The organism is Bacillus pacificus (genome assembly GCF_020861345.1).
Classification (GTDB): domain Bacteria; phylum Bacillota; class Bacilli; order Bacillales; family Bacillaceae_G; genus Bacillus_A; species Bacillus_A pacificus.
In genome coordinates this window covers 3,921,843-3,936,073 of the sequence record NZ_CP086328.1, presented here as the reverse complement: position 1 = coordinate 3,936,073, position 14,231 = coordinate 3,921,843, and the positions used below count along the sequence as shown (strand labels likewise).

Annotated in this window: 15 protein-coding genes; 9 read left to right on the top strand and 6 right to left on the bottom strand. The window is 35.3% G+C overall.

The annotated features are described in order from the left end of the window. Nucleotides 1-218: 218 nt before the first annotated feature. Nucleotides 219-1,865, top strand: a complete 1,647-nt coding sequence (locus LMD38_RS20455; protein WP_000728614.1) for a peptide ABC transporter substrate-binding protein — start codon at nt 219-221, stop codon at nt 1,863-1,865. Nucleotides 1,866-1,893: 28 nt separating this feature from the next. Here the strand turns inward: LMD38_RS20455 and LMD38_RS20450 are convergent, their stop codons facing one another. Next, nucleotides 1,894-2,097, bottom strand: coding sequence for a hypothetical protein (locus LMD38_RS20450; RefSeq protein ID WP_000559976.1), 204 nt, complete (start codon nt 2,095-2,097; stop codon nt 1,894-1,896). A 592-nt stretch (nt 2,098-2,689) separates the two neighbouring features. Here LMD38_RS20450 and spx point away from each other — a divergent pair. Beyond that, nucleotides 2,690-3,085, top strand: coding sequence for a transcriptional regulator Spx (spx, locus tag LMD38_RS20445; RefSeq protein ID WP_000258267.1), 396 nt, complete (start codon nt 2,690-2,692; stop codon nt 3,083-3,085). Nucleotides 3,086-3,134: 49 nt separating this feature from the next. Here spx and LMD38_RS20440 read toward each other — a convergent pair whose 3' ends face one another. Continuing rightward, on the bottom strand, nt 3,135-3,809 hold the full coding sequence (locus LMD38_RS20440; protein ID WP_000362602.1) for a TerC family protein: 675 nt from the start codon (nt 3,807-3,809) through the stop codon (nt 3,135-3,137). 339 nt (nt 3,810-4,148) lie between these two features. On the opposite strand from LMD38_RS20440, the gene mecA reads away from it, so the two are divergent. From mecA to pepF, 4 genes are all read left to right on the top strand, one after another. Next, nucleotides 4,149-4,832, top strand: a complete 684-nt coding sequence (gene mecA / locus LMD38_RS20435) for an adaptor protein MecA (protein ID WP_000350722.1) — start codon at nt 4,149-4,151, stop codon at nt 4,830-4,832. 72 nt (nt 4,833-4,904) lie between these two features. After that, nucleotides 4,905-6,449 (top strand): cardiolipin synthase, encoded by a 1,545-nt coding sequence (locus tag LMD38_RS20430; RefSeq protein ID WP_000799204.1) that lies wholly within the window; start codon nt 4,905-4,907, stop codon nt 6,447-6,449. Between the two features lie 80 nt (nt 6,450-6,529). After that, nucleotides 6,530-7,774, top strand: coding sequence for a competence protein CoiA (locus tag LMD38_RS20425; RefSeq protein WP_062822684.1), 1,245 nt, complete (start codon nt 6,530-6,532; stop codon nt 7,772-7,774). A gap of 50 nt (nt 7,775-7,824) precedes the next feature. Further along, nucleotides 7,825-9,651: an oligoendopeptidase F gene (gene pepF, locus LMD38_RS20420; protein WP_000003391.1), complete on the top strand. Its 1,827-nt coding sequence runs from the start codon at nt 7,825-7,827 to the stop codon at nt 9,649-9,651. A 117-nt stretch (nt 9,652-9,768) separates the two neighbouring features. Here pepF and LMD38_RS20415 read toward each other — a convergent pair whose 3' ends face one another. The 4 genes from LMD38_RS20415 to LMD38_RS20400 all read right to left on the bottom strand — a co-directional run bounded on the left by LMD38_RS20415 (nt 9,769) and on the right by LMD38_RS20400 (nt 12,222). Beyond that, complete coding sequence (locus LMD38_RS20415; protein ID WP_061183094.1) at nt 9,769-9,942, bottom strand: hypothetical protein; 174 nt, start codon at nt 9,940-9,942, stop codon at nt 9,769-9,771. 229 nt (nt 9,943-10,171) lie between these two features. Next, entirely contained in the window at nt 10,172-11,065 is an 894-nt protein-coding gene (locus LMD38_RS20410) for a ClpXP adapter SpxH family protein (RefSeq protein ID WP_062822683.1), read from the bottom strand. Beyond that, nucleotides 11,065-11,463 (bottom strand): globin domain-containing protein, encoded by a 399-nt coding sequence (locus tag LMD38_RS20405; RefSeq protein WP_000043381.1) that lies wholly within the window; start codon nt 11,461-11,463, stop codon nt 11,065-11,067. Before LMD38_RS20405 ends, LMD38_RS20410 begins: the two co-directional genes overlap by 1 nt. 180 nt (nt 11,464-11,643) lie before the next feature. Next, nucleotides 11,644-12,222, bottom strand: coding sequence for a CYTH domain-containing protein (locus LMD38_RS20400; RefSeq protein ID WP_016716870.1), 579 nt, complete (start codon nt 12,220-12,222; stop codon nt 11,644-11,646). Between the two features lie 146 nt (nt 12,223-12,368). Here LMD38_RS20400 and LMD38_RS20395 point away from each other — a divergent pair, with 146 nt between their 5' ends. From LMD38_RS20395 to LMD38_RS20385, 3 genes are read left to right on the top strand one after another with little or no spacing between them, the layout of a single operon-like run. Next, a complete protein-coding gene (locus LMD38_RS20395; protein ID WP_001180003.1) occupies nt 12,369-12,740 on the top strand; it encodes a UPF0738 family protein in 372 nt (123 codons plus the stop codon). A 30-nt stretch (nt 12,741-12,770) separates the two neighbouring features. Then, nucleotides 12,771-13,409, top strand: a complete 639-nt coding sequence (locus tag LMD38_RS20390) for a GTP diphosphokinase (protein WP_001081482.1) — start codon at nt 12,771-12,773, stop codon at nt 13,407-13,409. A gap of 18 nt (nt 13,410-13,427) precedes the next feature. After that, the gene (locus tag LMD38_RS20385) at nt 13,428-14,225 is read left to right on the top strand and encodes an NAD kinase (RefSeq protein ID WP_000673185.1); all 798 of its coding nucleotides are present in this window, start codon (nt 13,428-13,430) and stop codon (nt 14,223-14,225) included. The last annotated feature ends 6 nt before the right edge of the window (nt 14,226-14,231 follow it).

The window sequence follows — 14,231 nt, the reverse complement described above, 5'->3', positions numbered from 1 at the left end:
GAAAAAATATAAAAATAATTATTTCTGACATTTCAGTAAGGAAAATCAGCAATATGAAACGTTTACAAAGGTTTATTTTTTAACAGAAAATTTTAATAAAATAGAAATATAAATATACAAAAAATATATTTGTGTGTATAATATGAATTATTGGAACATATATATATTTCTATTTGTTTGAAAATGAAAGGGCTAACATTTTTGTGGAGGGTGGAAATATGAAAAAAAAGATGCCAGTTTTTGTAGTATCAACAGTAGCGATGAGCATGATGTTAGGGGCATGTAGCTACCAAAAAGATGAACCGCAAGCGAACGCAAAAGGAGATAGCGGGAAAAGCGGTGCGAAGCAAGTTATTAACTTAATTGAAACACAAGAGATTCCAACGATGGATCCAGCGTTATCAGCTGATGCAGTTTCTTCAAGAGTAATGACTAATACGATGGAAGGCTTATACAGTTTAGGAAAAGATGATAAGCTAGTTCCTGGTGTAGCGAAGGAATTCAAAAAGTCAGAAGACGGTAAAAAATATACATTTACATTACGTGAAGACGCAAAATGGTCAAATGGTGAGCCTGTGACAGCGAAAGATTTCGTATACGCATGGCAAAGAGCGATTAATCCAGATACAGCTGCGAAATCAGCGTACATTATGTATGATATAAAAAATGCAGAGAAAATTAATAAAAAAGAGATGAGTCCAGACCAATTAGGGGTAAAGGCGATTGATGATTATACATTAGAAGTGGAATTAGATAATTCCATTCCATATCTTGTAGATTTAATGGTATATCCAATCTTCTATCCTGTGAATGAAAAGTTTGTGAAAGAGCAAGGTACGAAGTTTGGTTTAGAAGCGAATACAACACTTTATAACGGACCATTTACATTAAGTGATTGGCAACATGAACGTAGCTTTAAAATGACAAAGAGCGCGTCATATTGGGATAATAAAGAAGTGAAGATTGAGGAAGTAAACTTTAATATTGTTAAAGATACGTCTACACCAATTAATTTATATGAAACAAACGCAGTCGATCGAGCGACGTTATTAGCGGAGTTCATCGATAAATATAAAGGAAAACCAGATTTCCAAACAGTAGAAGATACATCTGTATTCTTCCTTCGTTTAAATCAAAAAGATCCAGCGTTAGCAAATAAAAATATTCGTAAAGCAATTTCACTTGCTTTTGAACGTAAACCGTTCGTTGATACATTATTAAATAACGGTTCTAAGCCAGCAACAGGATTAATTCCTGATAACTTCATTAAAGGACCGGATAAAAAGGACTTCCGTGCTGTAAATGGAGATATTGTAAAACCAAACGTGAAAGAAGCGAAGAAATATTGGGAAGCTGGTAAAAAAGAGCTTGGTAAAAATGAAATCGAATTAGAGTTATTAAACGAAGATGTTGAATTATCGAAGAAAACAGGGGAATATTTAAAAGGTGAGTTAGAAAAGAATTTACCAGGTTTAACAGTGAAAATTAAACAACAACCATTCGCGCAAAAACTAAAATTGGAAGATGCGGGCGATTTCGTCATGTCATTCTCTGGATGGAGTGCAGACTTCCCAGATCCAATTACATATCTTGATATGTTTGTAACTGATGGATCACAAAATAAAATGAAATATTCTAATCCGAAATATGATGAGATCATCATGAAAGCGAAAAAAGATGGAAGCGATGTAAATGCTCGTTGGAAAAGCTTACTAGAAGCAGAGAAAATGTTACTTGATGACGCTGCGATTGTACCGGTATATCAACGTGGTAGAGCATACTTACAAAGAGATTCCATTAAAAATATGTACAACCATAAATATGGCGGCGATTTAAGCTTTAAATGGGCGTCAGTAGAGAAATAAGAAAAAAGCAGGTAATTGCCTGCTTTTTTTAATACGTACGTTTCTTATAAATACCTTTCCCGCCAACCTCGTTCCAGCCGGATTGTACATCCAAACTTTTATTAACAAACTTCATCTTTTCTTTTCCGCCAAAGAGTTTTTCACCAATGCTATTTGTAATGACACCAATCAATGCTGTTATTCCGATGATGAGGGCAGCAACAGTGACAAAATCAATAAAAAAAGCAATCATTTGCAAATTCCCCCTTTGCCTGTCTGTATTTTTATTGTATGAGATAAAAGATGAAAAAGAAAGAAATGTCAGAAAAATATTTGATTTATTTTAGAAATCGTATAGACATGAACGAGAATGTTTGTTAAAATAAGAACAAACGTTCCTTTAATTCTCACTTATATAGTCTTACATTTCTTAATTGATTTATCAAAAAAAGGTAAGAAAACGTTCTCCTTTTTATAGAAAAGATTATGAGGAAATAACTATAAATCATATGAAAAATCTATGAAAAGCAAGCGTTAAGAGGGTTGAAGATTATTGTTAAAGAACAGATGAAGTAAGTGTAATTATGTTACATAGCAGTGAAATACACGGAAGAGTTTTCTCAATTAGAAGGAAATTTACTGTATATTTCTTGCAAAATCTATTGTATAATGATTATAGAAGTTACTTATTAAAAGTAATTGTTGTTTACTAAAAGTTGTTGCTTACATGAAAAGCAATTTTTGCACTTTGTTTTAAGACAAGGTATCGCGAAAAATTGCTGAATTAAGAAATTTAAACTGTAATTAGTACAGAATTTGTACTCTTTAAGGAGAGTGAGCTTTGTATGGTAACATTATATAGTTCTCCAAGCTGTACGTCTTGTAGAAAGGCGAAATTATGGCTAGAGGAAAATCATATTCCTTATACAGAACGTAATATTTTCTCAGATCCGTTAACGATTGAGGAAATTAAAGAGATTTTACGCATGACAGAAAGCGGAACGGATGAGATTATTTCTACTCGTTCGAAAGTTTTCCAAGAATTAAATGTAAACTTAGAGTCTTTACCACTTCAAGATTTATATAAGATGATTCGTGACTATCCAGGGATTTTACGTCGTCCAATTATGATTGACGAGAAACGCCTTCAAGTAGGTTACAATGAAGACGAAATCCGCCGTTTCTTACCACGTACAGTAAGAACGTTCCAATTACGTGAAGCACAGCGTCTTGTAAATTAATTATAATAATATGAAAACCTTCTACCTATTATATAGTAGAAGGTTTTTTTTAATGTTTCACATTTCGTAATCGAACTCGTTGAACGATAAAACCGATGCATAAGATGGTGAAAATAAATAAGTAAGGAATGCCTGCAGTGAAACTTGGGTTGTTATGAAAAAAGGTTGCCAGTCTGTCTTCATGTGTGACCATTTTTCCTGCTGTATAAGCGAGAATTGCTGCCCCGCAATAAATGAGGAATGGAAAGCGTTCCATAAGTATTAAAATGAGTTTGCTGCCCCAAATAATAATCGGGATAGAAATGAGTAAACCGATTATTACGAGTAAAAATCTTCCGTGAGCTGCCCCTGCAATGGCGATAACGTTGTCAAATCCCATAACAAGGTCCGCGAATACAATTGTACGCACAGCTTGAAATAAAGTTGTTTTTCCTTGAATAGAAGAAAGATCGTTGCTATTATCAGTTAGTAAATTTACTGCAATGAATGTAAGTAAAATGCCCCCGATAAGTTGCAGAAATGGAATGTCGAGCAAATAGACAGCTAGTATAGTAAGGATAATTCTTAGTACGATTGCTAAAAGAGTACCGATCAAAATAGCTTTATTTCGTTTCGATTCAGGTAAATTTCGGCTAGCTAGTGCGATGACAATTGCGTTGTCACCACCTAATACAACATCGATACCGACAATCATTAGTACAGATGTTAAAAACTCTAAGTCCATTCGTCTGCCTCCATTTATGATGTTTTAATAAGCGAACTATATGTATGTGGTGAAAAGGACTAAAGCATCTTCTCTAATAAAAGTTTCACTTTATTACAGTGTACGGGGGAAGATGGAAATGTATGTCCAAATTTTTTATAAGTGAGTAATCGCCACAATGATATATTTGTGTATACCATTGAATGAAGATAGGTATATAACTATTTTTGTAAAATAAATCGATTTTATTTCCATTCTGGAGAATCTTATCATAAAATGAGAGTACAAGAATCTATTGATTTGTCATATGAGTGGGGAATCCCTTCATAACAATTCTAAGCAGGAAGGGAGAGTTGTATTTTGGATATTGAAAGAATTAATGATCATACGATGAAATTTTTTATTACGTACATTGATATAGAGGACAGAGGCTTTAATCGTGAGGAAATTTGGTATGACCGCGAAAGAAGCGAAGAGCTCTTTTGGGAAATGATGGACGAAGCTCGTGATCATGACGATTTCTTTATTGATGGGCCGTTATGGATTCAAGTGCAAGCAGTCGATAAAGGGATTGAAGTACTTGTAACGAAAGCAGAACTTTCAAAGGATGGACAAAAGCTAGAACTACCAATAGGTGTAGATAAAATTATAGACATTCCTCTAGATGAAGGTATTGAATCATTATTCCAGCAAGAAGTAGTGGAAGAGGTAGAAGAACAAGCAGGTACAAACTTTAACGAAGATGGTACGTTTGGCTTTTTAATTAAGTTTAATGATTTTGAAGATGTCATTTCATTAAGCCACCGTCTTATCTTTGAAGATATAAAAGATGAGCTGTATTCATTTGAGGACCGCTATTATGTATATGTGGAATTCGATGAAGTGCTACATGATGAAGAAGAAATTGATCGCATTTTAAGCATTGTTTTAGAATACGGGGAAGAATCAACTTTAACAATTCATCGTGTAAGTGAGTATGGGAAACAAATTGTGAAAGAGCATGCGCTTGAAACAATTCGCAATAATTTTCCTGCTAAAACGTAGGCCGATTTCTGTAGTATGAAATCGGCTTTTTATATGAAGAATAGGAAAGCTTTCTTAGTAAGGAGGTAAGAGATGAAAAATACGTTAAAGTTGATTTTTTTTGTGTTACTATTGTTTGCATTATTTGTGTCATTACGTATGTTTATTGATGTAGCGTTTTATTCGGATGTAATTGGGATAAAAGATGTTTCGATTTTAGGTATTATTAGTATTTTATTTACGGTATCTGCATTTTTAATTGGCTGCGTTATTTTCTTAGAGAACCGTCATCCGTCAAAAACACTTACATGGCTCATTGTGTTAGGGATTTTTCCGGTATTTGGATTTTTCGCTTATTTATTATTCGGACAGAACTTTCGGAGGAAGAGAATGTTCCAAAAGAAGGCGTTGCTCGATGAACAAGCGTTTTTACAATATAAGGGGCATGAAGATTACGAAGAACGGATTTTGCGCAATCATAAGCATCAAGAGCTGTTATTTCGTTTAGCGGATCGCTTAGGCGCTTTAAATATTTCATTTCAAACTGAAACGAGAACATTAACAAATGGAGATGAAACGTTTCAGGCTATTTTAGATGGATTAAAACGAGCGAAACATCACATTCATATGGAATATTACATTGTGCGTGATGATAAGCTTGGAACAGAAATTAAAGATATTTTAATACAAAAATCAAAAGAAGGCGTAGTCGTTCGTTTTTTATATGATGCGGTTGGAAGTTTTAAATTATCAAAATCATATATTGAAGAATTAAACGACGCAGGTGTCGAAATGATTCCGTTCTTCCCTGTACGCTTTCCGATTTTAAACGATAAGATTAATTATCGAAACCACCGAAAAATCGTTATTATTGATGGAAATGAAGGATTTGTAGGTGGATTAAATATTGGTGATGAATATTTAGGGAAGGATAAGTACTTCGGCTTTTGGCGAGACACACATTTATATTTACGTGGTGAAGCTGTGCAAAGTTTGCAGCTTATTTTCCTTCAAGATTGGTTTTATATGACTGGTGAGGCTGTGCTAGCCCCTGAATATTTACAAGCGAAAGCAGTTGAGGGGGAGCATTGGGGAGGCGTGCAGCTCGTTGCAGGTGGACCGGATAATAAATGGGAAACAATTAAACATTTATATTTTGCCATGATTGCTTCTGCGCGGAAATCCATTTGGATTGCAACGCCGTATTTCATCCCGGATGATGATATTTTGTCCGCATTAAAAGTAGCGGCACTTGCTGGTATCGATGTTCGTTTGTTAATGCCGAGTAAGCCTGATAAGCGCACTGTCTTTTATGCATCAAGGTCATACTTCCCAGAGCTTTTAGATGCAGGGGTAAAGATATATGAATACGAAAAAGGTTTTCTTCATAGTAAAGTTGTCATTGTCGATTCTGATTTAGCTTCAATTGGGACAGCAAATATGGATATGAGAAGTTTTCATTTGAACTTTGAAGTAAATGCCTTTTTATATGATACAGATAGCATTCGAAAACTTGTTCAAGATTTTAAAGACGATTTAGAAGAATCCAGTGAAATTCACGTCGATCGTTTTCATAAAAGGCGTCTGCATAGAAGAATTGTTGAATCAACGTATCGGTTATTATCGCCATTATTATAAAAAGAGATGTCCGAAATTGGGACATCTCTTTTTTAAAAGGAATTTGTAATAAATTGTAGAATATAAGGAGCTGAAAGGGTGTGATTCCGATGTTTATTGCCAAAAGAGAAAACGGAGAGAAAATTCATCTACTCTATCATCATGATGAAGAGATTTTACATCGTATGCGGAAAAGGGAAAGCTTCTTTTGCATAGCTTGTGGGAAAAAAGTACTAATGAGATTAGGAAAACAAAAAAAGTGGCATTTTGCTCATAAGAAAGAAGATTCATGTTTAGCCTTTTATGAAGCAGAATCTATGTATCATAGGCACGGTAAAGAATTGTTATATAAATGGTTCAAACGTCAAAACTTTCATGTAGATATAGAGCATTATTTACCAGAGATTCAGCAGCGACCAGATATTTTCATAGAGAGAGCAGGGAGAAAAGTTTCGATTGAATACCAGTGCGCGAATCTCTCTATAGAACAGCTGTACAAACGAACCTATTCGTATTGGCGAGCTGGTATACAGGTCATTTGGATTATTGGTGGAAATCAATTGAAAAAGCACTCTGCCTATTGGGTGAAATTTTCCTCCCTTATGGCTTTCTCCTTACAATCTTATCCTCAACCACTTCTTATTTTCTTCTGTTCGAAACAAAAATCATTTATGAAATGCGCGTTTCTCACTTCGTTTTCTACAAGCGTCTCTTTCTCACATATTATATACTTACCAATTGAAACGACTACTTTTGAAATGCTCTTTTCTTCTGTTCCTTTTCAAAAGGAGATATTAGAACGAGAATGGAAGAAGCGAAAGGACTATTTTCGAAAAAATGCTTTGCCTATTTGGAATTATAATCATAAATCACTATTACGCCTCTTATATCACTGTAAATGTACCCCAGCAAATTTCCCTTCTGAAATTGGTGTGCCGCTTCCGTCCTCATTTGCTTTTCAAACAAATCCATTTATATGGCAAGCTTTTTTATATATGAAGTGTATAGGCGAGCTTGCGGTAGGGGATTATATTTCCCTTCCATACGTGTGGAGTTATATAAAAAAGTATACGAAAAGGCGTATGCTCCCGTACTTTTCACAGCATATATGGAAAGTAGCAGTTACTGAGTATATGACATTTTTATGCTATACAGGTGTATTACGTAAAGTAGGGACTTATAAGTACCAGAAAATACGGGGGATAGTTATGGTAAAAACAGAGGAGGAAGTTATGAAATATGATGAAAGTAGTTTAGCGTATGCCTTATCTTTATTTGAGGCAAAGTACAACATGAGAGAAGGAAAAGCGGATATAATAAAGACTGATCGTGAAGGAATTACATAAGAAAAATCGAATTGTATGTAAGTAGAGATATTTAAAGGAGGGCTTAAAGCATGTCTGAACAAAACACAGCAAAAACATTACCGGATCGTAACGAGATTGAAGAATCAAGTACGTGGCGATTAGAAGATATTTTCCAAACAGATGCAGAATGGGAACAAGAATTCCAAGCTATTAAAGAGCTATTACCGAAGTTAACTGAATTTAAAGGGAAACTTGGTGACTCTGCGAACAATTTACTTGAAGCATTGCAATATGAAGATGAAATTTCAATGCGATTAGGTAAGCTATATACATATGCACATATGCGTTACGATCAAGATACAACAAACTCTGTGTATCAAGCGTTAAATGACCGTGCAACAAATTTATATTCACAAGTATCTAGTAGCACAGCATATATTGTGCCTGAAATTTTATCGATTTCAGAAGATACATTGCAAACATTCTTGAAAGAAAATAGAGAATTAAGTGTATATGAACATGCGTTAGAAGAAATTACGCGTCAACGCCCTCACGTATTATCTGAAGCGGAAGAGGCTTTATTAGCAGAAGCATCTGAAGTAATGAGTGCATCAAGTAATACATTTGGTATGTTGAATAATGCGGATTTGAAATTCCCATCTATTAAAGGTGAGGATGGAGAAGAAGTAGAAATTACACATGGCCGTTACATTCAGTTTTTAGAAAGTGATGATCGTCGTGTGCGTGAAGATGCATTCAAAGCTGTATATGAAACGTACGGAAAATATAAGAACACATTTGCAAGTACGTTAAGCGGAGCTGTAAAGCGTAATAATTTCAATGCACGTGTTCGTAAATATGACTCTGCACGTCAAGCAGCATTAAGTAATAATAATATTCCTGAAGCGGTGTATGATCAACTTGTTCAATCTGTAAATGATAATTTACACTTGCTACATCGTTACATTGATATTCGTAAGCGTGCACTAGGGCTTGATGAGCTTCATATGTATGATTTATATACACCACTTGTACCAGAAGTGAAAATGAATGTGAAGTATGAAGAAGCGCAAGACATGTTATTAAAGTCTTTACATGTACTGGGTGATGAGTATGTTGATATTTTGAAAGAAGCATATGAAAATCGCTGGGTAGATGTGTATGAGAATAAAGGAAAACGAAGCGGAGCATATTCATCTGGTGCATATGGAACAAATCCTTATATTTTAATGAACTGGCATGATAATGTAAATAATTTATTTACACTTGCTCATGAATTTGGCCATTCTGTCCATAGTTACTACACAAGAAAAACGCAGCCGCACGTATACGGGGATTATTCAATCTTCGTTGCGGAAGTAGCATCAACTTGTAATGAAGCGCTTCTAAACGATTATTTATTAAAAACGACAGAAGATAAGAAAGAGCGTCTATACTTATTAAATCATTATTTAGAAGGATTCCGTGGTACTGTATTCCGTCAAACGATGTTCGCAGAGTTTGAGCATATTATTCATAAGAAAGTACAAGAGGGACATGCGGTAACACCAGACATGCTAACGGAGATCTACTATGATTTAAATAAGAAATATTTCGGTGATGCTTTAGTAATTGATGAAGAAATTGGTTTAGAGTGGTCTCGTATTCCGCACTTCTACTACAACTATTACGTATACCAATACGCAACAGGATTTAGTGCAGCAACGGCTCTATCTAAACAAATTTTAGAAGAAGGGCAACCAGCAGTAGAACGTTACATTAATGAGTTCTTAAAAGCAGGAAGCTCAGATTATCCAATTGAAGTGCTGAAAAAAGCTGGAGTAGATATGGCATCTCCAGAACCGGTAAAAGAAGCATTGCAAGTATTTGAAGAGAAATTAAATGAATTAGAAGCATTATTATTTGAAGAGAAGTAATAGAAAAGACGAGGAATTTGCCTCGTCTTTTTCTTGATGTCATTTTGTCGATATTTGTCGAGAAAATAAATCGAATTGTCTTCTCTTTTCTAAACTAGAAGGCAGTTTTACAGTTCATTAAAACCCTTTAAATCGTTTTTTATGGTTGAAATAAGAGAGAGCGATGACAATGACTCCGAATAAAAGAGGAAAGGCAATCATTTTAGGAAAAGCTTGTAGTAGGGAGAGGATGTACAAGAAAAAAGAAACAATGATAGCTAGAAGGATAAGTAAAATATACGTTTTTTTCATACAAAACACCTCCAAAATAGCTTTTTTATAGCTTATTCAAAAATGAAAACGTTTAGAATGTGACAAAAGTGTGAAATTCGACAAAAGGGGTTGTCATCTGACGTCGAATCTTGTAATATAATAAGCGTGAACGAATTCACATACAAACATATACCCCTTTGTTTGAACGTGAAAATTTCTCCCATCCCCTTTAATATTTTTATAAGCCGTAAAGAAAAAGACCTGGTGTTTACATCAGGTCTTTTTCTTTTGCTATCCATTTCCAATAACGCTCACATTTTACGTCAATCATTTGTACTTTTCGTTTCAGTTGTAATTTTTTTAGTTCACGTTCAATTTCTTGCTTCGAGCAGTCATATATAAATGCTACTTCTTTTGAAGAGATAAATTGTGTCGCTTCCAGTAATACTTCTAAAGGTGGTAATGGCTCTGGCTCGATTTCACATTTTACAAGTTCTTTCAATAATTGTACGTAGACGTCGTAGGAATACGTTCCAGCGATTTTAATACCTTCTTCATCTGAATTTGCATGAAAGAATACGAGAGAAGGTATTTCTGTAATATGCATTTCATTTGTGAATTTTAAGTCACATTGGAAAGCCTTTTTTGCGCTAGCGGAATATAGGTCTTTTTTAAATTCTTCTACATCAATATTGCTATCTTTTGCGCATGCAAGTAATAATTCGCAGTCAGGATTTGATACATTTTCAAGGAAAATGTATTCTTGGAGTTTTCGCAAAAACTTCGAACCTGCTTTTCGGCCCTGCAACTCCGCTGCTTTAATTGCCATCGAAACTAAATATGGTGTTGACGATGCTTCTTGCATATGTACCTTTCCATCACATGAAAAACCTTGTAAACTTGTTGTCTTTTCCCACACAAATCGAATATTAGCAGGTTTATTCCATTTGTGTGAGGAAGCGTTCGTTCCGTCCACTTTTCCTGTTACGATATGACGAATAGAGAAGTATTTCCCGTACTCAAGCCATAGTTTAATAATAAAGGGCTCAATTTCCCAGCAATCTTTACAAAGTGGATCAATAAATAAATATGCTTCTACAGACTTATGCTCACATGCGGAAGGAGATGGCATATTGATATGCTTTGCTTCCTGTTTATCCATTATATTTCACCTGTTTCGTTTGGAGTATTAACCATATGCTGAGCAGTTAATGCTAAACGTTCAAAAACGAACTCTCTTATATGACCGTGCACTCCTGTGTCATCCATTGCTTGCTCCATGCACGATAGCCAAGCCTCTGCTCGTTTTGGAGTAATCTCAAACGGGAGATGGCGTGCTCTTAACATAGGATGACCATGTTCTTCAGTGTACAAATTAGGACCACCTAAATATTGTGTTAAAAATTGTTTCTGCTTCCTAGCTGTTTCTGTTAAATCATCCGGGAAGATGGGAGATAGGTCAGGGTGTTTACTGACATAGGAATAAAATGTGTCTACTAATATTGCAATGCATTGTTCACCGCCAATTGCTTCAAATGGTGTCATCGGTTGCTTGCTCATCCTTTTAAACTCCTTTTTCCATGAAATGTATATCTATTGTAGCAATGGAATGTTAGGGAGGGCAAATAAACAGCCTTCATAACGTTCTTTGCTTATTCTACAGATGTAAAAGAATCTTTTCTTTTTCAAAAAGTGAGATGTATCCACTAGTAGAACGTATTCACTAGTGGAATTTTCACTTTAGCGTGCTTTGTTTTGTTTGGCAAGGAAAAAGCGTTTTACTTTATTATTTGTATGACGGATTGGTATGTCGTGTTGCTTTAACAAATGAATAAATGAAGCTTTGCCTGCTTCTTCATCTTGCACTTCAAATTCAATTTCATAATCATCGTGATTGTAATAGAAACTATGATCAAAGACAAGCGTTCCGCCTTCAAATAGTGTTTCGGCTCTTTCAGTTGTTAAACTACCCATATAAGTTAAAGCAGAAACAGGGATTTGTAATTTGTGTAGTTGATCCGTTACAGCCCCTGGAATGATTACGTTTGTCGCCATCATCATTCTTGCTTCTTCTTCTGTTACGACTTGATGTGTTTCTAATAAACCAACCTCTGCAGGTTGTTTCAATGTTAATGTATAAGTTGCTCCTTTATGACGAATACGAAGTGCAGAGCCAGCTTCTTTTAATGAGAAGCTCGGTGTTTCAAAGTAGTGATTCACCTGTTTCGTAAATCCTTCAATAGAGAATGATTTACATAATGTATTGAATTCTTCTTCTGTAACAATATTTTTAAATTCAATTTCAATTTCTTGTGTCATTGTATGCGCGCTCCTTTTGAAAAATAATTCTTTACACATTATCGCTTTTTCACAAATTTGGTTCAATGTTTTATTTGTTTGCGTCCATGTTATGATACAATAATACTGTTAAGTAAGACAGGAAGTTGAGATGGAGGAGTTAGAGCATGCAAAATAAAATCCAAGTTAAGAGCGTAGAAAAGAGAGAGAATGCTCTTATTTTTTGTGCGGAAAATAGTGAAATAGAGGTAAAGGAGTTAAGTGCGCGTAATCACGTACTTGTAGACTCAGATAATTTATCATTTTTATATATCTTAGAAAACGAATCATCTTTCATTTATGTAAGCATTCCGCATACATGCTGGGAAGCAATGCATGAAGCGATGAATAACGACGTGGTTATGTTTGTTCGCGTGAATGACATTGAAATGGAATTAGAAGGTTTAAAAGAAGAAGTAGAATATTTAGTTGAAAATATTGAAGGTAATGCAAATTACGGAGAAGAACTAGTAACTGCTGTAGAAAAAGTATTTCTATAAGCAAATGGATTGATTTTGGTGGTGGTTGAAATGAATCGAAATTGGGAAGAGTTTTTAGCACCTTACCACCAAGCGGTGGCAGAGCTGAAAGTGAAACTAAAAGGAATGCGTACTCAATTTGCAATGTTAACAGAGCATTCTCCAATTGAGTTTGTAACAGGAAGGGTAAAGTCGGTTGCAAGTATTATTGATAAAGCGGAGAAGAGAAATGTACCGTTAGACAGGCTAAGAGAAGATATGCAAGACATCGCGGGCCTTCGAATGATGTGTCAATTTGTTGATGAGATTAAGCCTGTTGTAGAATATCTTAGAAAACGAAATGACTTTGAAATCGTGGAAGAACGTGATTACGTCACGCAGAAGAAAGATAGCGGTTATCGTTCTTATCATGTTGTCATTAGTTACCCCGTTCAAACGATTCAAGGTGAACAAAAAGTATTGGTAGAAATCCAAATACGTACGCTAGCAATGAACTTTTGGGCAACAATTGAGCATTCTTTAAATTATAAATATAGTGGGCGTTTTCCTGAAGATATTAAAATACGCTTGCAACGTGCAGCGGAAGCAGCATTTTTATTAGATGAAGAAATGTCTTCTATCCGTCTTGAAATTCAAGAAGCGCAGAAAGCTTTTTCAAGAAAGCAAGAAACGAAAGATTCCGAATCATAAACTAAAGGGTGTTGGGCGATGAAATTTACAATTATGTCAAAGGGAGATCAATCATCAGATGCACTGGCAAGCACGATGAAAGAATACTTGCTAGATTTTGGATTTATAATGGATGAACAGGAACCCGATATTGTAATTTCTGTTGGGGGAGATGGAACGCTTTTATATGCGTTTCATCGTTATTATAATCGATTGGATGAAACAGCATTTGTTGGTGTACATACAGGGCATTTAGGTTTCTATGCAGATTGGTTACCGACAGAAGTAGAGAAATTAGTAATTGCAATTGCTAAAACACCATTCCAAGTGGTGGAATATCCGCTTTTAGAAGTGATTATTCGCTATGTGAATGGGAGTAAAGAGTCACAGTATTTAGCGATGAATGAAGCGACTGTGAAAAGTGCAGAAGGTACATTAGTAACAGAAGTGGAAATACGCGGAGAGTACTTTGAAACGTTCCGCGGGGATGGCCTTTGTATTTCTACTCCTTCGGGAAGTACTGCGTATAATAAGGCGCTTGGCGGAGCAATTATTCACCCTTCTATTGAAGCGATTCAAATTGCGGAAATGGCATCTATTAATAACCGTGTGTTTCGTACGGTAGGTTCGCCGCTCGTATTGCCGAAACATCATACATGCGTGCTGAAGCCGACTGCAGGAATGAACTTACAAATTACGGTGGACCATTTAACGATGGTTCATCAAGATGTGAAATCAATTCAGTATCGCGTGGCAAACGAGAAAGTACGATTTGTTCGTTTCCGACCATTTCCGTTCTGGAAACGAGTTCGTGACTCGTTTGTTGCAGATAAATAGAAAGGG